The organism is Mycobacterium sp. Panama NTM2 (assembly GCF_054355555.1).
In genome coordinates, this window is sequence record NZ_CM135953.1 from 2,026,502 (window position 1) to 2,046,243 (window position 19,742).

Sequence of the window (19,742 nt, forward strand, 5' to 3'; positions counted from 1 at the left end):
AGTGGGCGAGGTGGTCGGAGGGTTGCGGCCGCGCGCGGCGGGATAACCTGAACACTGGTAAGCCGTGAGCAACGGGGACGCGACCACGAAGGGCCGATCGAGTTGGTGTCTGAAGCGGAGAAGACCGACGTCCTGCTGGTAGGGGCGGGCATCATGAGCGCGACCCTGTCGGCGCTGCTGCGGCTGGTGGAGCCGAACTGGTCGATGACGCTGGTCGAGCGTCTCGACGGCGCGGCCGCGGAGAGCAGCGACCCGTGGAACAACGCCGGCACGGGCCACTCGGCCCTGTGTGAACTCAATTACACCCCGGCACGTCCGGACGGCAGCATCGACATCGCCAAGGCCGTCAACGTCAACGAGCAGTTCCAGGTGTCGCGGCAGTTCTGGACCTACGCCGTGGAGAACGGCGTACTGCCCGATGTCCGCAGCTTCCTCAATCCGATCCCGCACGTGAGTTTCGTGCAGGGCGAGGACAACGTGAAGTACCTCAAAGCCCGCTACGACGCGCTGGTCACCAACCCGTTGTTCGCGACGATGGAGTTCATCGGCGACCGCGACGAGTTCGTGCGCCGGCTGCCGCTGATGGCCGAGCGGCGCGACTTCTCCGAGCCCGTCGGTCTGAACTGGACCCAGGACGGCACCGACGTCGACTTCGGCTCGCTGTCGCGACAGCTGATCGGGTTCGGCGCCAAGAAGGGGATGTCCACCCTGTTCGGTCACGACGTGACCGACCTCGATCAGGGTTCGGACGGACGGTGGACCGTCAAGGTCGTCAACCGTCGCACCGGTCAGAAGCGGAAGTTCAACGCCGGCTTCGTGTTCGTCGGCGCCGGCGGCGGCGCGCTGCCGCTGCTGCAGAAGGCGGGCATCAAGGAGGCGAAGGGCTTCGGCGGATTCCCGGTCGGCGGCCAGTGGCTGCGCAGCGGCAACCCGGATCTCACCGCGCGCCACCAGGCTAAGGTCTACGGGCTGCCGCCGCTGGGTGCGCCGCCGATGTCGGTGCCCCACCTGGACACCCGGGTGATCAACGGCCGTTCGTGGCTGCTGTTCGGGCCGTTCGCCGGGTGGTCCCCGAAGTTCCTCAAGCAGGGCAAGATCACCGATCTGCCGCTGTCGGTCAAGCCGAACAACCTGGTCTCGATGCTCGGTGTCGGGCTCACCGAGATGGGGCTGCTGCGCTACCTGATCGGCCAGCTGCTGCTCAGCGAATCGGCGCGGGTCGACGCGCTGCGGGAGTTCGCGCCGAGTGCGAGGAATTCGGATTGGGAGCTCGACATCGCCGGGCAGCGCGTGCAGGTGATCCGCAAGGCCAAAGGCAAGGGCGGGGTTCTCGAATTCGGCACCACCGTGCTCTCGGCGGCCGACGGCAGCATCGCCGGTTTGCTCGGTGCCTCACCGGGCGCCTCGACCGCGGTGCCCGCCATGCTCGAGGTGATGTCGCGGTGCTTCGACGACCGCTACCAGGGATGGCTGCCCACCATCAAGGCGATGATCCCCTCGCTGGGGACCAAGCTCTCGACCGAACCGAAGCTGTTCGAAGAGATCTGGGCACGTGGCACCGAGGTGCTCAAGCTCGACAAACCCGCAGGCGCGCTGCCCGACACGGCGCCCGAGGTGTCCTCGGCGGGTACCGGGCACACTCCGACGACGGCGACCGTTTGACGGTGTCGCTCCGATGACCGCGGCGTTGCGCCGCAGCTGGGCCAAGGATCTCGACGCCGCCACGCTCTACGAACTCCTCAAGTTGCGCGTCGAGGTGTTCGTCGTCGAGCAGGCGACGCCCTATCCCGAGCTCGACGGCCGGGACCTGCTCAGCGAGACTCGCCATTTCTGGCTGGAAAATGCTGAAGGACAAGTGATTTCGACGTTGCGTCTGATGGAGGAGCACCCGGCCGGGCACAAGGCGTTCCGCATCGGTCGGGTGTGCACCAAACGCTCCGACCGCGGGCACGGGCACACTGCCCGATTGCTGACCGCGGCGCTGGCCGAGGTCGGCGACTTCCCCTGCCACATCAACGCCCAGACGTATCTGGAGGAGATGTACGGCAGACACGGGTTCGTCCGCGACGGGGATGAATTCCTCGACGACGGGATTCCGCACGTACCGATGGTCAAGCCGTGACGGGACTGCAGCTCTACCCGTTCAGCGCTCTGGTCGGACACGATCGTCTCAAGCTGGCGCTGGTGCTGTGCGCGGTGCGGCCCGATATCGGTGGTGTGCTGATCCGCGGCGAGAAGGGCACCGCGAAATCGACTGCGGTGCGCGGCCTGGCGCAGGTGCTGACCGAGTCGTTCGCCATCACGGGCAACGACGGCGGGCACCTCGTCGAGCTGCCGATCGGCGCCACCGAGGACCGGGTCGTCGGCTCGCTGGACCTGCAGAAGGTGCTGCGCGACGGTGAACACGCCTTTTCGCCTGGTCTGCTGGCGCGGGCGCACCGCGGCGTGCTCTACGTCGACGAGGTCAACCTGCTGCACGACCACCTCGTCGACGTCCTGCTCGACGCGGCGGCGATGGGCCGGGTGCACGTCGAGCGCGACGGGGTCTCCCACAGCCACGAGGCACGGTTCGTGCTGATCGGCACCATGAATCCCGAAGAGGGAGAACTGCGTCCGCAATTGCTGGACCGCTTCGGGCTCACCGTGGACGTGGTCGCCTCCCGCGACGTCGATGTCCGCGCCGAGGTGATCCGCCAGCGGCTGGCCTACGAGGCCGATTCCGGGGAGTTCGCCGCACGCTACGCCGACGCCGACGCCGAGCTGGCCCGTCACATCGCCGACGCCCGCGCCAGGATCAGCGATGTGGTGTTGCCCGACAGTGAGTTACGGCGCATCGCCGCTCTGTGCGCGGCCTTCGACGTCGACGGGATGCGCGCCGACCTGGTCGTGGCCCGCACCGCGGTCGCCCATGCCGCGTGGCGCGGCGCCGCCGAGGTCGCCGAGCAGGATGTGCGGGTCGCCGCGGAATTGGCGTTGCCCCACCGCCGCCGGCGCGATCCGTTCGACGACCCGGGCCTCGACGAGGGCCGACTCGACGACGCGATGGCCCAGGCGGGCGAGGCGGCCGACGCCGGTTCGGATCCCCGACCGGACCCCGACCCGCCGGGTGGCGGCGCACCGTCGTCGGCTGACGGTGCCGACGACGCAGCGCCCCAGGCGGCGTCGCCGCCGCCGACACGGCCCAGCGCCGCACCCTCGGCGGCGTTTCGCACCAAGGCCCTGGTCGTGCCCGGCGTCGGCGACGGAGCGCCCGGCCGCCGTTCGCGGGCACGCAACCGCACGGGCACGGTGGTCGCCGCGACCACCGACACGCAGGCCGGTCACGGGATGCACGTGTTCGGCACGTTGCTCGCAGCCGCCGCCCGGGATGGCGGACGCGGCCGGCTGCGACCGGCCCCCGACGACCTTCGGCGGGCGGTGCGTGAGGGCCGCGAGGGCAACCTGGTGATCTTCGTCGTCGACGCGTCGGGGTCGATGGCCGCGCGAGACCGGATGTCCGCGGTCAGTGGAGCCACGCTGTCGCTGTTGCGTGATGCCTATCAGCGTCGAGACAAGGTCGCGGTCATCACGTTCCGCGGGCAGGACGCCCGGGTGCTGTTGCCGCCCACGTCGTCGGTCTACGTCGCCAGTACGCGGTTGGCACGGTTCGACACCGGCGGGCGGACTCCGCTCGCGCAGGGGCTGCTGGCCGCGCGCGACATGGTGGTCCGGGAACGGACGCGTGACCGGGCACGCCGCAGCCTGGTGGTGGTGCTCACCGACGGCCGGGTCACCGGTGGCCCCGATCCGCTGGGCCGCACTGCCGCCGCAGCGGCCCGGCTGGTCGCCGAGGGTGCCTCTGCCGTCGTCGTGGACTGCGAAACGTCCTATGTCCGTTTGGGTTTGGCGCAGGACCTGGCGCATCGCCTGATGGCGCCCGCGGTGCGGCTGGATCAGTTGCGCGCGGACGCGCTGACCGCCGTGGTCAAGACGCAGGCCGCGGCCTGAGAAGGGAGTGCGATGCCTCAGGGTCAGCCCGTGGCCGTCCCCCGCGACGGCTTGACCACGCGGGCTCGCCGCCATGCTCCGCTGCTCGCGGTGCACACCGGTGCGGGCAAGGGCAAGTCCACCGCGGCCTTCGGGATGGCTCTGCGGGCCTGGAACCAGGGCTTCGACATCGCGGTGTTCCAGTTCGTCAAGAGTGCGAAGTGGAAGGTGGGGGAGGAGACGGCGCTGCGTGAGCTCGGCCGGGCGCACTCCGAACGCGGCGTCGGCGGACCGGTCGAGTGGCACAAGATGGGCTCGGGCTGGTCCTGGTCCCGCAAGGCGGGCACCGAGGACGACCACGCCGCCGCCGCTGCCGAGGGCTGGGCCGAGATCTCCCGCCGACTCGCCGACGAGCGTCATGACTTCTACGTGCTCGACGAGTTCACCTATCCGCTCAAGTGGGGGTGGATCGACGTGGCCGAGGTCGTCGATGTGCTGGCGTCGCGGCCGGGCACCCAGCACGTGGTGATCACCGGTCGTGACGCCCCGGCCGCGTTGATGGACGCCGCCGATCTGGTCACCGAGATGACCAAGGTCAAGCACCCGATGGACGTGGGCCGCAAGGGCCAACGGGGCATCGAGTGGTAGCTCAGGGAACCGGGTCGTGAGCACGCCGGGGATCGTCATCGCCGCGCCGTCTTCGGGCAGCGGGAAGACGACGATCGCGACCGGGCTCATCGGTGCGCTGCGGCGGGCCGGACACGCGGTCGCGCCGTTCAAGGTCGGCCCGGACTTCATCGACCCGGGGTATCACGGGCTGGCCGCGGGGCGGCCGGGCCGCAACCTCGATCCCGTGCTCGTCGGTGACCACCTCATCGGCCCGCTCTACCGTCACGGCAGCGCCGACGCCGACATCGCGGTCGTCGAAGGCGTGATGGGCCTGTTCGACGGGCGCATCAGCGACGCCCCGGCCGCCGGGGCCGCCCGCGGCTCCACCGCTCACGTGGCGGGATTGCTCGGGACCCCGGTGATCCTCGTCGTCGACGCCCGCGGTCAGAGCCACAGCGTCGGCGCGCTGGTGCACGGCTTCGCCACCTTCGACAGTTCGGTGCGCCTGGTCGGCGTGATCCTGAACCGCGTGGGGTCGGCCCGCCATGAGGCGGTGCTGCGGCAGGGCTGCGAGCAGGCCAGGATCGCCGTGCTGGGCGCCGTCCCGCGGACCGACGAGCTCGCGGTCCCGTCGCGCCACCTCGGGCTGGTCACTGCGGTCGAACACGGCGGGCGGGCCCGGTCGGCCGTCGACGCGATGGCTGACCTGGTCGCTCGGCACGTCGACCTCGCCGCCGTCGTCTCGGCCGCCCGCAGCGACGTCGGGGGCGACCCGTGGACCCCGCACATCGGCGAACCCACCGGGGCGCCCGTGACCGTCGCCCTGGCCGCGGGCCGCGCCTTCACCTTCAACTACGCCGAACACACCGAACTGCTCAGCGCGGCAGGCGCAGACGTCGTCACCTTCGACCCCCTCACCGACCCGCTGCCCGCGCATACCGCGGCCGTCGTCATCCCCGGCGGTTTCCCGGAGGAGTGCGGCCCCGAGCTCTCCGCGAACCGCGCCGTGCGCGAGCAGATCGCCGCGCTGGCCCATTCGGGCACCCCAATCCAGGCCGAGTGCGCCGGACTGACCTACCTGGCCGACGACCTCGACGGGCATCCCATGTGCGGCGTGATCGGCGGTTCGGCGTCGTTCACGCCGTCACTCACCCTCGGATACCGCGACGCCGTGGCCGTCGCCGACTCCTCGCTTCATCACCTCGGCGATCGGATCGTCGGGCATGAATTCCACCGCACCGCAATGCATTACGGGCCCACGCGGCAGCCGGCCTGGCGGTACCGGGGGCGGGCGGGCGCGATGGTCGACGACGGCGTCGTCCGGGCCGGGGTGCACGCGGGCTATCTGCACACCCATCCGGCGGCCCACCCCGAAGCGATCGCCCGCTTCGTGCGTGCGGCGGCACACTCTAAGCTCGCCGGGTGACCGACAACGCCTATCTGGTGGGCCTGCGCCTGGCTGGCAAGAAGGTCGTCGTGGTGGGCGGCGGCGGGGTCGCCCAGCGCCGCCTGCCCCTCCTGGTGGCCTCCGGCGCCGACGTGCACGTCATCACCACGCAAGCCACCCCCGCGGTCGAAGCGATCGACGGAATCACGCTGACGCTGCGGCCTTTTCGTGACGGGGATCTCGACGGCGCGTGGTATGTGATCGCGGCCACCGATGATCCCGACGTCAATGCCGCCATCGTCGAGGAGGCCGAAAGCCGCCGCGTGTTCTGCGTGCGCGCCGACATCGCAGTGGAGGGCACCGCCGTCACCCCGGCGACGTTCGAGTACGAGGGCCTCTCGGTGGGTGTGCTGGCCGGCGGTGAGCACCGCCGGTCGGCGGCCATCCGCTCGGCGATCCACGAGGCGTTGCAGCAAGGTGTGATCACCGCCGACGCACCCGGTGTGGTCGCCGGCGGGGTGGCACTCGTCGGCGGAGGCCCGGGCGACCCGGAGCTGATCACCGTGCGCGGTCGCCGGTTGCTCGCGCATGCCGACGTCGTGGTGGCCGATCGGCTCGCGCCGCAGGACCTGCTCGCCGAGCTGTCCCCGGACGTCGAGGTCATCGACGCCGCCAAGATCCCGTACGGCCGTGCGATGGCCCAGGACGCGATCAACGACGTCCTCGTCGACCGGGCGAAGCAGGGCAAGTTCGTGGTCCGCCTCAAGGGGGGCGACCCGTTCGTGTTCGCGCGCGGCTACGAAGAGGTGATCGCGTGTGCCGATGCCGGCATTCCGGTGACGATCGTGCCCGGTGTGACCAGTGCCATAGCAGTGCCCGCGCTGGCGGGTGTTCCGGTCACCCACCGGGCGATGACGCACGAATTCGTGGTGGTCAGCGGCCATGTGGCGCCGGATCACCCCGAATCGTTAGTGAATTGGGATGCGCTCGCCGCGCTGCACGGCACGATTGTTTTGCTGATGGCCGTCGAACGCATCGAGCTTTTCGCGAAGGTGCTCCTCGAAGGCGGCCGACCTGCGGATACACCGGTGCTTGTGGTGCAGCACGGGACGACGTCGGCGCAGCGGAGTTTGCGGTCGACCCTCGCCGAGGCGCCCGAGCGCATCCGATCGGAGGGGATTCGACCCCCTGCGATCATCGTGATCGGTGCTGTGGCGGCCTTCGCGGCTTAAAGAGATATTAAGAGTACTGTAAGGTAACTCGTTATGACGGCTCTCAATGACGCAGAGCGTGCCGCCATCTCTCGGGATGCTGAAGGCAAGGGACAGCGGGGCGCCAATCGGGCCGCGCCGGCCCGGATCAGGGCGGCTGCGGACGGAGCCGCCGGCTCGCGATTCCCCAAGACTCCGGCCTGGATGCCGTCGAGGCGGTTCATCGCCGCCGTCGTCGCCATCGGCGGTATGCAACTGCTCGCCACGATGGACAGCACGGTCGCGATCGTCGCCCTGCCCAAGATCCAGGACGAGCTGAGCCTCTCCGACGCCGGTCGCAGCTGGGTGATCACCGCCTACGTGCTGACCTTCGGCGGCCTGATGCTCCTGGGTGGCCGCCTCGGCGACACCATCGGCCGCAAGCGGACGTTCATCGTGGGCGTGGCGCTGTTCACCATCGCCTCGATCCTCTGCGGTATCGCCTGGGACGAGGCCACGCTGGTGATCGCCCGCCTGCTGCAGGGTGTCGGCGCCGCGATCGCCTCACCGACCGCGCTCGCATTGATCGCCACGACGTTCCCGAAGGGCCCGGCCCGCAACGCCGCGACCGCGGTGTTCGCCGCGATGACCGGTGTCGGCTCGGTGACGGGCCTGGTGGTCGGCGGAGCCCTGACCGAGGTCTCGTGGCGGTTGGCGTTCCTGGTCAACGTGCCGGTGGGGCTGCTGATGATCTACCTGGCCCGCACCACACTGCGCGAAACCAACCGTGAGCGCCTCAAGCTCGACGCCACCGGCGCGCTGCTGGCGACGCTGGGGTGCACCGCCGCGGTGTTCGCGTTCTCGATGGGCCCCGAGGCCGGCTGGGTGTCACCCATCACGATCGGCTCCGGCATCGTGGCCATGGGCTGCGGACTGGCCTTCCTGTGGGTCGAGCGCACCGCGGAGAACCCCGTCGTGCCGTTCGAGTTGTTCCGCGAGAGCAACCGCGTCGCCACCTTCGCCGCGGTCTTCCTCGCCGGTGGCGTGATGTTCACCCTGACCGTCCTCATCGGGCTCTACGTGCAGGACATCATGGGCTACAGCGCGCTGCGGGCGGGCATCGGCTTCATCCCGTTCGTCATCGCGCTGGGCATCGGCCTGGGGGTCTCCTCGGCGCTGGTGTCGAAGTTCCAGCCGCGCATCCTGGTCATCGGCGGCGGCGTGCTGGTCCTGGCCGCGATGATTTACGGCTCGACCCTGGACGCCAACATCCCGTACTTCCCGAACCTGGTGCTGCCGATCACCGTCGGCGGTTTCGGGATCGGCATGATCGTGGTCCCGCTGATGATCTCGGCGATCGCCGGGGTCGGCTTCGACCAGATCGGTCCGGTGTCGGCGATCGCTCTGATGCTGCAGAACCTGGGCGGACCCGTCGTGCTCGCGATCATCCAGGCCGTCATCACCTCGCGCACGCTGTACCTGGGCGGCACCAACGGCCCGGTCAAGGACATGAACCCCGCGCAGCTGCACGCTCTCGACCAGGGCTACACCTACGGCCTGCTGTGGGTGGCCGCCGTCGCGGTGGTGGTCGGTGCGGTGGCGCTGTTCATCCGGTACACGGCCGAGCAGGTGGCGCACGCGCAGGAAGTCAAGGACGCGATCGACGCCGGAGAGCTCTAGCTCGACATCGGGCAGTAGAGAGCTTTAGCTCGACACCGGTTTCGGCGTGATCGTCTGCGCCCAGCGACGATGAGCACGCCGAAATCGCCCACCGGTAGGGTGGCGAACCATGTCCTCCCGGGCCCCGCTGGCGTCCTCGTTGGGCATCGCGATCGTCGCGATCACCGGCATGCAGCTGATGGCCACCCTCGACGGGACCATCGTGATCGTGGCGCTGCCGCGCATGCAGGCCGACCTCGGTCTCTCCGATGCGGGCAAGAGCTGGGTGATCACCGCCTACGTGCTCGCCTTCGGCGGGCTGCTCCTGCTCGGCGGCCGCATCGGTGACGCCATCGGCCACAAACGGGCGTTCCTGTCCGGGGTCGGGGTGTTCACGATCGCCTCGCTGATCTGCGGGCTGGCCAATGACGAAGCCACGCTGGTCATCGCCCGCGCGCTGCAGGGCATCGGCGCGGCGGTGGCGGCCCCGACGGGTCTGGCGCTCATCGCCACCACCTACGCCGTCGGAGAGCCGCGCAACCGGGCCCTGGCCGTCTCCGCCGCCATGCAGGGGCTGGGCTCTGTGCTCGGGTTGGTCCTCGGTGGTGCGGTCACGGGTATCTCGTGGCGCCTGGCGTTCCTGGTCAACGTGCCGATCGGGCTGGTGATCATCGCGATCACGGTGTTCCGGCTCGCCGAGACCCACCTCGAGCGGATCAAGCTCGACATCACCGGCGCGCTGCTGGCCACACTCGCCTGCACGTCGGCGGTGCTGGTGTTCACGCAGGGCCCGGCTCTGGGTTGGGCCGACCCGTGGGTGATCGGCGCCGCGGTGGCCGCCGTGGTGTTCTCCATCGCTTTCGTGCTGGACGAGCGCGGCGCCGACAATCCGCTCGTACCGCTGTCGATCTTCGACAACCGGCACCGCGTCGCCTCGTTCGTGGCGTACTTCCTGGCCGGCGGCGTCATGCTGACGCTGTCGGTGATGATCGGGCTCCTCGTCCAGGACGTCCTCGGTTACTCGCCGTTGCGGGCGGGCATCAGCTTCCTGCCCTTCGCGGCGGCCTTCGTCGTCGGAAACGTGATCGCCACCTATGTCGCACCCCGCATCGCGCCGCGCTGGGTGATCCTCGGCGGCGGCGTGCTGGTGCTGCTGGCCATGCTCTACGGGTCCACGCTGGACCGGTCGGTGCCGTACTTCCCGGATCTGTTCGTGCCCGTGGTGGTCGGCGGTCTCGGCATCGGCGTGATCTCGGTGATCCTGCCGCTGTGCCTGCTGGCCAACGTGCCGGCCCGCCGGATCGGCTCGCTGTCGTCGGTCACGCTGATGGTGTTCAACCTCGGTGGCCCACTGGTTCTCGTGGTGGTCCAGGCCGTGCAGGTGTCCCGGACCCTGTACCTGGGTGGCACCACGGGCCCGGTGAAGAACATGACGCCCGCGCAGCTCGACGCGCTGGGCCACGGCTACACGTATGCGCTGCTGTGGGTGGCCGCGATCGCGATCCTCGTCGGTGTCGCGGCGCTGTTCATCGGCTACTCCGCGCGCGACATCGCCCGGGCCCGCGAGACCAGGGAAGCTGTGGAGGCGGGGGAGCTCTAGGCATCGCATAAGGTGGTCGGCTGTGATCACCCGCATGTCCGAGCTGTTCCTGCGCACCCTGCGCGACGACCCGGCCGACGCCGAAGTGCCGAGCCACAAGCTGCTGATCAGGGCCGGCTATGTGCGGCCCGTCGGCCCCGGGCTGTACAGCTGGCTGCCCCTCGGACTCAGAGTGCTCCGCAAGATCGAGGCGATCGTCCGCGAGGAGATGAACGCCATTGGGGGACAGGAGATCCTGTTCCCCGCGCTGCTGCCGCGGGCGCCGTACGAAACGACCAACCGCTGGACCGAATACGGCGACACGCTGTTCCGGCTGCAGGATCGGCGCGACAACGATTACCTGCTCGGCCCCACCCATGAGGAGATGTTCACCCTCACGGTCAAGGGTGAGTACTCGTCGTACAAGGACTTCCCGCTCATCCTGTTCCAGATCCAGAACAAGTACCGCGACGAGGCGCGCCCGCGTGCCGGCATCCTGCGCGGGCGCGAGTTCCTGATGAAGGACTCGTACTCGTTCGACATCGACGACGACGGACTCAAGAACGCCTACCACGCCCACCGCGAGGCGTATCAGCGGATCTTCGCCCGTCTCGCCGTGCGCTACGTGATCGTCTCCGCGGTCTCGGGCGCCATGGGCGGCAGCGCGTCGGAGGAGTTCCTGGCCGAAAGTGAGGTCGGCGAGGACACCTACGTGCGCTGTCGGGAATCCGGTTACGCCGCCAACGTGGAGGCCGTCATCACCGCTGTCCCGGAGTCGATCCCGTTCGACGGGCTGCCGGAGGCGACCGTCTACGAGACCGGAGAGACCCCGACGATCGCCACGCTGGTGGACTGGGCCAACAGCGCCGATCTGGGCCGCACGGTCACCGCGGCGGACACGTTGAAGAACGTGCTGATGAAAACCCGTGTGCCCGGCGGTGACTGGGAGCTACTGGCCGTCGGCGTGCCCGGTGACCGCGAGGTCGACGAGAAGCGCCTCGGCGCGGCGCTGGAGCCGGCCGAGTTCGCGATGCTCGACGACGCGGACTTCGCGAAGTATCCCTTCTTGAAGAAGGGCTACATCGGCCCGAAAGGCCTGCTGGCCAACGGAGTTCGCTACCTCGTCGATCCCCGTGTGGTGGACGGCACCGCATGGATCACCGGCGCGGACGAGACGGGCAAGCACGTCGTCGATCTGGTCGCGGGCCGGGATTTCGTCGCCGACGGCACGATCGAGGCCGCCGAAGTGCGCGAAGGGGATCCCTCGCCCGATGGCGCGGGCCCGCTGGTGGCGGCCCGCGGGATCGAGATCGGCCACGTCTTCCAGCTCGGCCGCAAGTACGCCGACGCGTTCACCGCCGACGTGCTCGGCGAGGACGGCAAGCCGGTGCGCCTGACGATGGGCAGCTACGGGATCGGGGTGTCGCGGCTGGTGGCGGTGATCGCCGAGCAGCAGCACGACGAGCTCGGGCTGCGGTGGCCGTCATCGGTGTCGCCTTTCGACGTGCACGTGGTGATCGCCAACAAGGACGCCGAGGCGCGCGCCGGGGCGACCGAGCTGGCCGCCGATCTCGATCGGCTCGGCGTCGACGTGCTCCTCGACGACCGCACCGCGTCGCCGGGGGTGAAGTTCAAGGACGCCGAGTTGCTGGGCGTGCCGTGGATCGTCGTGGTGGGCCGCGGCTGGGCCGACGGCGTCGTGGAACTGCGGGACCGGTTCAGCGGCGACAAGCGCGACGTCCCCGCGGCGTCGGCGACCGAGGAGATCCTCGGCGCGATCCGCTAGTGGCTCACTCGGTACCGCCGGGAAACGGCACCGTGACCGGTGTCGTCCCGGCGACGCCGCGCCACCGCGCGGCGGTGACCGCGGTTTCCAGCATCGCGGCCACGCCGAACGCGCGCACCGTCTCGTCGGTCGCCTGCTCGACGACCGCCCGCCACGCGGTCGCCGCGTCCTGCTCCATGCGCACCGCGAGCTTCGCGGCCTGGATGGGAGTGTCGACCTCCGACGGCATCGAATACCCCGCCGCCGGCAGCGGGACGGCGCCCCCGGCGTCTTCGAGCAGCGTCATCGCGGCTTCGCGCCGCGCGCGGTGTTCGGCCATCGCATCGGCGACCAGGCTGTTGTCCTCCGGGGTGGAGTGCGCCGAGACCAGGCCGTATCCGTAGATCGTCGCGTGTTCGACGGCGACGGCGTCGAACAACGCGCCCAGCGCGGGATCGGTGGGGCGGGTGGTCGGAGCCGGCGTGGGAGAGGTCACCGGTCACCGCCGGGGGAGGCCAGGGCCACGGTGTAGGCGGCCGTGCAGGCTGCGGCGATCGAGGCCAGCAACCCGGCGCGGTAGCCGGACAGCGCGGCCGCGGAGTGCGAGGCGCTGTCGGCCGACGCGCGCAACGCACCGACGACGTCGTCGGCGTTCGGCGGCGGTGGCTCGGGGGCGCCCGCGGCCGGGCTCGCCGACGTCGTCACCGTCACGCCCGGCCCGGGCGCCTCCTGGCCGGTGAGGCGAACGATCTCGTCGGACAACGCCTGAGCATGCGCGGTGCGCAGAGCGGCGATCTCGGTCAGGGTCGCCGCGGATCGGCCGCGCACCGCGGCGGAGGCCTGCTCGGCAAGTCGGCTGTCCGCCCGCGCCCGGTCGAGCGCGGTGGTCAGGTCGTCGAGCTCCGGCGGAGGCGGCGGTGCGCCGCAGGCGGCCGCCGCGACGGCGGGCAGCAGGACGAGTCCGGCCAGCACCTCACGACGGCGCAGGGTCGGCGGGCGGCTCGGCACGTGCCACATCCTGCCATCGAGGCCGGGGTCGACCGGGATCGACATGGCGGCGAGTGCAGCAGATACGGCCCGCGTAAGCGGCGCTTTCGTTATTCGGATCGCCCGCCTGGCGTATCGTAGGGTGCCGTTCGACCAGTTCGAGAGACAACTCAAGACGAGGAGCTCACCGTGGCGGAGCGGTACGCAGGATTGCCGTCGCAGCGACAGGTGATCGATCTGCTCGCCGAGGAGTTCGCGCGCGCCGGGTACGACATCGAGGACGTCGTCATAGATGCAGCGGCACGCCCGCCCCGGGTGACGGTGGTCGCCGACGGCGACGAGGGGCTCGACCTCGACGCCATCGCCGAACTGTCCCGGACCGCCTCGGGGATTCTCGACGATCTCGACACGCAGGCCTACGTGCTGGAGGTCACCTCGCCAGGGGTGGACCGACCGCTGAGCACCGACACGCACTACCGCCGCGCCCAGGGCCGCATGGTGGAGCTGACCCTGTCCGACGGCTCCACGCTCACCGGCCGGCTGGGCGAGCTGCACGGCGCGACCGTCGACGTCGTGATGCGAGAAGGGCCCCGCCGCGCGCTGTCGGTACGTCAGGTCGCACGCGAGCAGATCACCAAAGCTGTTGTGCAGGTCGAATTCTCACCACCGAGTCCGCGCGAGCTGGAGCTGGCGGGGCAGACCGGAAGGCACAGTGAACCATGAACATCGACATGGCCGCGCTGCACGCGATCGAGGCCGACAAGGGGATCTCTGTCGATGTGGTCGTCGAGACCATCAAATCGGCACTGCTGACGGCCTACCGGCACACCGAGGGGCACGAGGCCGACGCCCGCATCGACGTCGACCGCAAGACCGGTGTGGTCAAGGTGATGGCCCGGCAGACCGACGCCGACGGCAACGTGCTCCACGAATGGGACGACACGCCCGAGGGTTTCGGCCGGATCGCGGCGACCACGGCCCGGCAGGTGATCCTGCAGCGACTGCGTGACGCCGAGAACGAGAAGAACTACGGCGAGTTCTCTGCGCGCGAGGGCGACATCGTGGCCGGCGTGATCCAACGCGACGCCAGAGCCAACGCCCGCGGATTGGTCGTCGTGCGGATCGGCAGCGAGACCAAGGGCTCCGAGGGCGTGATCCCCGCCGCCGAGCAGGTGCCCGGCGAGAGCTACGAACACGGCGACCGGCTGCGGTGCTACGTCGTCGGGGTGTCTCGCGGGGCGCGGGAACCGGTGATCACGCTCTCACGTACCCACCCGAACCTGGTCCGCAAGCTGTTCTCCCTGGAGGTTCCCGAGATCGCCGACGGCTCGGTGGACATCGTGGCCGTGGCACGCGAGGCGGGTCACCGCAGCAAGATCGCGGTGGCGTCTCGGACGCCCGGACTCAACGCCAAGGGCGCCTGCATCGGGCCGATGGGCCAGCGGGTGCGCAACGTGATGAGCGAACTGTCCGGCGAGAAGATCGACATCATCGACTACGACGCGGACCCGGCGAAATTCGTCGCCAACGCGCTGTCACCGGCCAAGGTCGTGTCGGTGACGGTGATCGACGAAGCGGCCAAGGCGGCGCGCGTCATCGTGCCGGACTTCCAACTCTCGCTGGCCATCGGCAAGGAAGGCCAGAACGCACGATTGGCGGCGCGGCTGACCGGGTGGCGCATCGACATCCGCAGCGACGACGCGGCATCCGACACCGGTCGCGCCGACCGGCGGCCCGACGCGGCCCGCGCGGACGGTCAGCAGTAGCGGCCGCCCCGCGCGCTGCAGCGGACCGATTTTCTTTTCGACGACGTCGTGACGGTAGACTCAGCTGTGATCCAGCGCGAGACGTCGGCTCGGATGCGGAAAAGCAGCGACACCCCCTCCGGGGGACCGGTGCGGACCTGCATCGGATGCCGACGACGAGAGTTGGCCGTCGATCTGCTTCGGATCGTCGCCGTTCACGGCGGGCAGGGTTCTGGGAATGACACCAGGGCTGTGACCGTTGACGCGGCGAAGAGTCTTCCGGGGCGGGGTGCATGGCTGCATCCCGATCCAGGATGTCTACGCGAGGCGGTTCGCCGGCGGGCCTTCGGCCGAGCGCTCCGGATCGCCGGTTCACCGGACATCACCGCGGTGGTCGAGCGTTTCGCCGAATTCGAGACGCTCGAGACGCCCCGGGCAAGAGAACAGGTAGCGAAGAACATGAGCACACCGTGAAGTCCCGATGACCATGCGTCATAGCTAACCCGAGGCGCGGCGCCTACCACCGCTGTCGCCTCTCAGACAGGAGATGTAGTGGCAGGTAAGGCCCGCGTGCACGAGTTGGCGAAGGAACTCGGTGTCACCAGTAAGCAAGTTCTGGCTCGGCTGAGCGAACAAGGTGAGTTCGTCAAGTCGGCATCGTCCACGGTGGAGGCGCCCGTCGCCCGCCGATTGAGGGAGTCGTTCGGCGGCTCCAAGTCCACCTCCGGAGCGGCGAGCAGCGGTAGCAGCGCCGGCAACGGTAGTGCCGGCAACGGCGCAGCTGCACCGGCCAAGCCCGGTCCGAAACCCGGTCCCCGGCCATCGGCGCCCGCCGCTGCGCAGCCGCCCACCCCCGCCGCCCCTGCGGCGCCCTCGGCCCCCGCCCCGAGCGCGCCCCCGGCCGCTGCGCAGCCGACGCAGGCTCCGCCGGCGGCGGCCTCTGCAGCGTCTTCAGCATCGGGGCCGTCTGCGCCCCCGCGCCCCGGCCCGACACCCGGACCCACGCCGGGCCCGCGGCCGGGCCCCGGTGGCCCGCGCCCCGGCGCCCCCAAGCCCGCCGCGCGCACGCCGCGTGTCGGCAACAACCCCTTCTCGTCCCAGCAGCCGGTCGAACGGCCCGCACCCCGGCCCCAGGCCGGTCCCGGCGGTCCTCGGCCGGGTCCCGGCGCCGGCGGTCCTCGCCCCGGTGGCGGCCCCCGGCCCGGCGCATCGCCCGGCAACATGCCTCCCCGTCCGCAGGGCCCGCGCCCTGGTGGCGGACCCCGACCCGGCGGCGGTCCCCGCCCCGGCGGTGGCCCGCGCCCGGCGCCCGGTGGCGTCGGTCGTCCCGGTGGCGGCGGTGGCGGCGGTAACTACCGCGGCGGCGGCCCCGGCGGTGGCGGCGGTGCCGGTGGCGGCTTCCGCGGACGCCCCGGCGGCGGTGGCGGACGCCCCGGCCAGCGCGGAGGCGCGGCAGGTGCGTTCGGTCGTCCCGGCGGTGCCCCCAAGCGCGGTCGCAAGAGCAAGCGCGCGAAGAGGGCCGAATACGAGAACATGCAGGCCCCCGTCGTCGGCGGCGTGCGGTTGCCGCACGGCAACGGCGAGACCATCCGGTTGGCGCGCGGCGCATCGCTGAGCGACTTCGCCGACAAGATCAACGCCAACCCGGCGTCGCTGGTGCAGGCGCTGTTCAACCTCGGCGAGATGGTCACGGCCACGCAGTCGGTGGACGACTCGACGCTCGAACTGCTGGGCGGCGAGATGAACTACGTCGTTCAGGTCGTCTCCCCGGAGGACGAGGACCGCGAGTTGCTCGAGTCGTTCGACCTCACCTATGGCGAGGACGAGGGTGGCGAGGAGGACCTCGAGGTCCGGCCGCCGGTGGTCACCGTCATGGGTCACGTCGACCACGGCAAGACGCGACTGCTCGACACGATCCGAGACGCGACGGTGCGCGAGGGCGAGGCCGGCGGCATCACCCAGCACATCGGTGCCTACCAGGTGACCGTCGATCTCGACGGCTCCGAGCGGCCGATCACGTTCATCGACACCCCGGGTCACGAGGCGTTCACCGCCATGCGTGCCCGCGGTGCCAAGGCCACCGACATCGCGATCCTCGTGGTCGCGGCCGACGACGGCGTCATGCCGCAGACGGTGGAGGCGGTCAACCACGCGCAGGCGGCCGACGTGCCGATCGTCGTGGCGGTCAACAAGATCGACAAGGAAGGCGCCGACCCGGCCAAGATCCGCGGTCAGCTGACCGAGTACGGCCTGGTGCCGGAGGAGTACGGCGGCGACACGATGTTCGTCGACATCTCCGCCAAGGCGGGCACGAACATCGAGGCGCTGCTGGAAGCGGTCATCCTGACCGCCGACGCGTCGCTGGACCTGCGGGCCAATCCGGACATGGAAGCCCAGGGTGTGGCGATCGAGGCTCACCTGGACCGCGGTCGAGGACCGGTGGCGACCGTGCTCATCCAGCGCGGCACCTTGCACGTCGGTGACTCGGTGGTGGCCGGCGACGCCTACGGTCGTGTGCGCCGGATGGTCGACGAGCACGGCGAGGACGTCGAGGCGGCGCTGCCGTCGCGACCGGTCCAGGTCATCGGCTTCACGTCGGTGCCCGGTGCCGGCGACAACTTCCTCGTCGTCGACGAAGACCGCATCGCCCGACAGATCGCCGACCGGCGCAGCGCGCGCAAGCGCAACGCGTTGGCGGCCCGCTCTCGCAAGCGGATCAGCCTGGAAGATCTGGATTCGGCGCTGAAGGAAACCAGCCAGCTGAACCTGATCCTCAAGGGCGACAACTCCGGCACCGTGGAGGCGCTGGAGGAGGCCCTGCTCGGTATCCAGGTCGACGACGAGGTGGAGCTGCGCGTCATCGACCGCGGCGTCGGTGGCGTCACCGAGACCAACGTCAACCTGGCGTCGGCGTCGGACGCGATCATCATCGGGTTCAACGTCCGGGCCGAGGGCAAAGCGACCGAGCTGGCCAACCGCGAAGGTGTGGAGATCCGGTACTACTCGGTGATCTACCAGGCCATCGACGAGATCGAGAGCGCGCTCAAGGGCATGCTCAAGCCGATCTACGAGGAGAAGGAACTCGGCCGCGCCGAGATCCGGGCGATCTTCCGGTCGTCGAAGGTGGGCAACATCGCGGGCTGCCTCGTGCAGTCGGGCATCATGCGCCGCAACGCCAAGGCGCGGCTGCTGCGCGACAACGTCGTGGTCGCCGAGAACCTCACGATCTCGTCGCTCAAGCGGGAGAAGGACGACGCCACCGAGGTCCGCGAAGGCTACGAGTGCGGTCTGACGCTGACCTACTCCGACATCAAGGAAGGCGACGTCATCGAGACCTACGAACTGGTCGAGAAGGCACGCACGTAATGGCTGATCCCGCACGGGCGAAGCGGCTGGCCAAACGCATCTCCACGGTGGTCGCCTCGGCGATCGAATACGAGATCAAGGATCCCCGGCTCGCCGGGGTGACCATCACCGATGCCAAGGTCACCAACGACCTGCACGACGCCACGCTGTACTACACGGTCATCGGGCGTTCGCTGGACGAGGAACCCGACTACGGCGGTGCGGCCGCGGCGCTGGACAGCGCCAGGGGCGTGCTCCGCACCAAGGTCGGGGCCTCGCTCGGGGTGCGCTTCACCCCGACGCTGGCGTTCGAACGGGACACCGTTCCCGACGCGGCCCACCGGATGGAGGAGCTGCTGGCTCGGGCGCGCGCCGCGGATGAGGATTTGGCGAGAGTTCGCGAAGGTGCCAAGCACGCAGGCGATGTCGACCCGTACCGTGTAACCGGGGCGGAGGACGAGGGCCGGGGGCCAGACGAGGCGGACGCTGAGGACACCGGTGACTTCGACACGCTCGATGACAGACACGACCACTGACGCGTTGATGACCGGTGCCCGGGTCGACGCCCGAGGCGCCGCGGAATTGCTCTCGGCGGCCGGCTCGGTCAGCGTGCTCTGCCACGTCCATCCGGATGCCGACACGGTGGGTGCGGGTCTGGCGCTGGCCCTGGTGCTCGACCGGGCCGGTACCAGCGTGCAGGTGACCTTCGCCGAACCGGAGGACCTTCCCGACTCGCTGCGGTCGCTACCCGGTTGCGGGCTCCTCGTGGCGCCCGACGAACTGCGCCACGACGTCGACCTGGTCGTCACCGTCGATGTGCCCAGTGTCAACCGGCTCGGGGCACTGTCGGATCTGGTGGCCGGCGACCGACCGGTGCTGGTCATCGATCATCACGCCAGCAACCAGCTGTTCGGTACCGCCAATTTCGTCGACGAGACCGCGGATTCGACCACCATGCTGGTCGCGGATCTGCTCGACGCCTGGGGTCGACCGATCGACGAGGCCGTCGCGCACTGCGTCTACGCGGGCCTGACCACCGACACCGGATCGTTCCGCTGGGCCAGTGCCCGGGCGTTGCGGCTGGCCGCGCGGCTGGTCGAGCTCGGTGTCGACAACGTTTCGGTGAGTCGCGCGTTGATGGACACGCACCCGTTCGCGTGGCTGCCGATGCTGTCGCGCGTGCTGGGCACTGCGCAGCTGGTTCCCGAGGCCTGCGACGGGCTCGGCTTCGTCTACGCCGTGGTGTCGCATCAGGAATGGAACGACGCCCGGCCCGAAGAGGTGGAGAGCATCGTCGACATCGTGCGCACCACGCAGGAGGCCGAGGTGGCAGCGGTGTTCAAGGAGATCCGGCCGGCGCAGTGGTCGGTGTCGATGCGGTCGAAGGCACGCGATGTCGCGACCGTCGCCGCCACGTTCGGCGGCGGCGGTCACCGGTTGGCCGCGGGTTTCTCGGCGACGGGCAGCGCCGAGGATGTCGTGGCGGCGCTGCGCAGGGTTCTTGGCTGAC

At 70.1% G+C, this 19,742-nt stretch carries 17 protein-coding genes; 15 read left to right on the forward strand and 2 right to left on the reverse strand.

The genetic code is table 11. The annotated features are described in order from the left end of the window. The first annotated feature begins 105 nt into the window (after positions 1-105). From mqo to ACXYX3_RS09645, 9 genes are all read left to right on the forward strand, one after another. On the forward strand, positions 106-1,662 hold the full coding sequence (gene mqo / locus ACXYX3_RS09605) for a malate dehydrogenase (quinone) (protein WP_241204185.1): 1,557 nt from the start codon (positions 106-108) through the stop codon (positions 1,660-1,662). 13 nt (positions 1,663-1,675) lie between these two features. Then, positions 1,676-2,122, forward strand: coding sequence for a GNAT family N-acetyltransferase (locus ACXYX3_RS09610; RefSeq protein ID WP_241204186.1), 447 nt, complete (start codon positions 1,676-1,678; stop codon positions 2,120-2,122). Positions 2,123-2,127: 5 nt separating this feature from the next. Then, a complete protein-coding gene (locus ACXYX3_RS09615) occupies positions 2,128-3,987 on the forward strand; it encodes a magnesium chelatase subunit D family protein (RefSeq protein ID WP_458612032.1) in 1,860 nt (619 codons plus the stop codon). A 12-nt stretch (positions 3,988-3,999) separates the two neighbouring features. Then, a complete protein-coding gene (gene cobO / locus ACXYX3_RS09620) occupies positions 4,000-4,614 on the forward strand; it encodes a cob(I)yrinic acid a,c-diamide adenosyltransferase (protein ID WP_241204187.1) in 615 nt (204 codons plus the stop codon). Positions 4,615-4,630: 16 nt separating this feature from the next. Then, positions 4,631-6,001 carry a cobyrinate a,c-diamide synthase gene (locus ACXYX3_RS09625; RefSeq protein WP_458611537.1) on the forward strand — a complete coding sequence of 457 codons (1,371 nt, stop codon included), beginning with the start codon at positions 4,631-4,633 and terminating at the stop codon, positions 5,999-6,001. After that, complete coding sequence (cobA, locus tag ACXYX3_RS09630; RefSeq protein ID WP_458611538.1) at positions 5,998-7,194, forward strand: uroporphyrinogen-III C-methyltransferase; 1,197 nt, start codon at positions 5,998-6,000, stop codon at positions 7,192-7,194. Before ACXYX3_RS09625 ends, cobA begins: the two co-directional genes overlap by 4 nt. A 183-nt stretch (positions 7,195-7,377) precedes the next feature. Beyond that, positions 7,378-8,832, forward strand: coding sequence for an MFS transporter (locus ACXYX3_RS09635; protein WP_374238343.1), 1,455 nt, complete (start codon positions 7,378-7,380; stop codon positions 8,830-8,832). A 109-nt stretch (positions 8,833-8,941) separates the two neighbouring features. Beyond that, complete coding sequence (locus ACXYX3_RS09640; protein ID WP_241204191.1) at positions 8,942-10,411, forward strand: MFS transporter; 1,470 nt, start codon at positions 8,942-8,944, stop codon at positions 10,409-10,411. Positions 10,412-10,433: 22 nt separating this feature from the next. Next, positions 10,434-12,176 carry a proline--tRNA ligase gene (locus tag ACXYX3_RS09645; protein ID WP_458611539.1) on the forward strand — a complete coding sequence of 581 codons (1,743 nt, stop codon included), beginning with the start codon at positions 10,434-10,436 and terminating at the stop codon, positions 12,174-12,176. A 4-nt stretch (positions 12,177-12,180) separates the two neighbouring features. Here the strand turns inward: ACXYX3_RS09645 and ACXYX3_RS09650 are convergent, their stop codons facing one another. Beyond that, positions 12,181-12,651, reverse strand: a complete 471-nt coding sequence (locus tag ACXYX3_RS09650) for a ferritin-like domain-containing protein (protein WP_458611540.1) — start codon at positions 12,649-12,651, stop codon at positions 12,181-12,183. Next, the gene (locus ACXYX3_RS09655; protein WP_458611541.1) at positions 12,648-13,208 is read right to left on the reverse strand and encodes a hypothetical protein; all 561 of its coding nucleotides are present in this window, start codon (positions 13,206-13,208) and stop codon (positions 12,648-12,650) included. The genes ACXYX3_RS09650 and ACXYX3_RS09655 overlap by 4 nt, the downstream gene beginning before the upstream one ends. A gap of 123 nt (positions 13,209-13,331) precedes the next feature. Between ACXYX3_RS09655 and rimP the strand changes: the two genes are divergently transcribed. The 6 genes from rimP (at position 13,332) to ACXYX3_RS09685 (ending at position 19,741) form a co-directional block, all read left to right on the forward strand. Next, a complete protein-coding gene (gene rimP, locus ACXYX3_RS09660) occupies positions 13,332-13,865 on the forward strand; it encodes a ribosome maturation factor RimP (RefSeq protein WP_458611542.1) in 534 nt (177 codons plus the stop codon). Beyond that, positions 13,862-14,908, forward strand: coding sequence for a transcription termination factor NusA (gene nusA, locus ACXYX3_RS09665; protein WP_241207985.1), 1,047 nt, complete (start codon positions 13,862-13,864; stop codon positions 14,906-14,908). Before rimP ends, nusA begins: the two co-directional genes overlap by 4 nt. A gap of 162 nt (positions 14,909-15,070) precedes the next feature. Next, positions 15,071-15,361: a YlxR family protein gene (locus tag ACXYX3_RS09670; protein ID WP_241207986.1), complete on the forward strand. Its 291-nt coding sequence runs from the start codon at positions 15,071-15,073 to the stop codon at positions 15,359-15,361. 78 nt (positions 15,362-15,439) lie between these two features. Next, positions 15,440-18,253, forward strand: coding sequence for a translation initiation factor IF-2 (infB, locus tag ACXYX3_RS09675; protein WP_458611543.1), 2,814 nt, complete (start codon positions 15,440-15,442; stop codon positions 18,251-18,253). Further along, positions 18,253-18,768 (forward strand): 30S ribosome-binding factor RbfA, encoded by a 516-nt coding sequence (rbfA, locus tag ACXYX3_RS09680; protein WP_241207119.1) that lies wholly within the window; start codon positions 18,253-18,255, stop codon positions 18,766-18,768. The genes infB and rbfA overlap by 1 nt, the downstream gene beginning before the upstream one ends. After that, positions 18,749-19,741 carry a DHH family phosphoesterase gene (locus ACXYX3_RS09685; RefSeq protein WP_458611544.1) on the forward strand — a complete coding sequence of 331 codons (993 nt, stop codon included), beginning with the start codon at positions 18,749-18,751 and terminating at the stop codon, positions 19,739-19,741. The genes rbfA and ACXYX3_RS09685 overlap by 20 nt, the downstream gene beginning before the upstream one ends. Position 19,742: the final 1 nt, after the last annotated feature.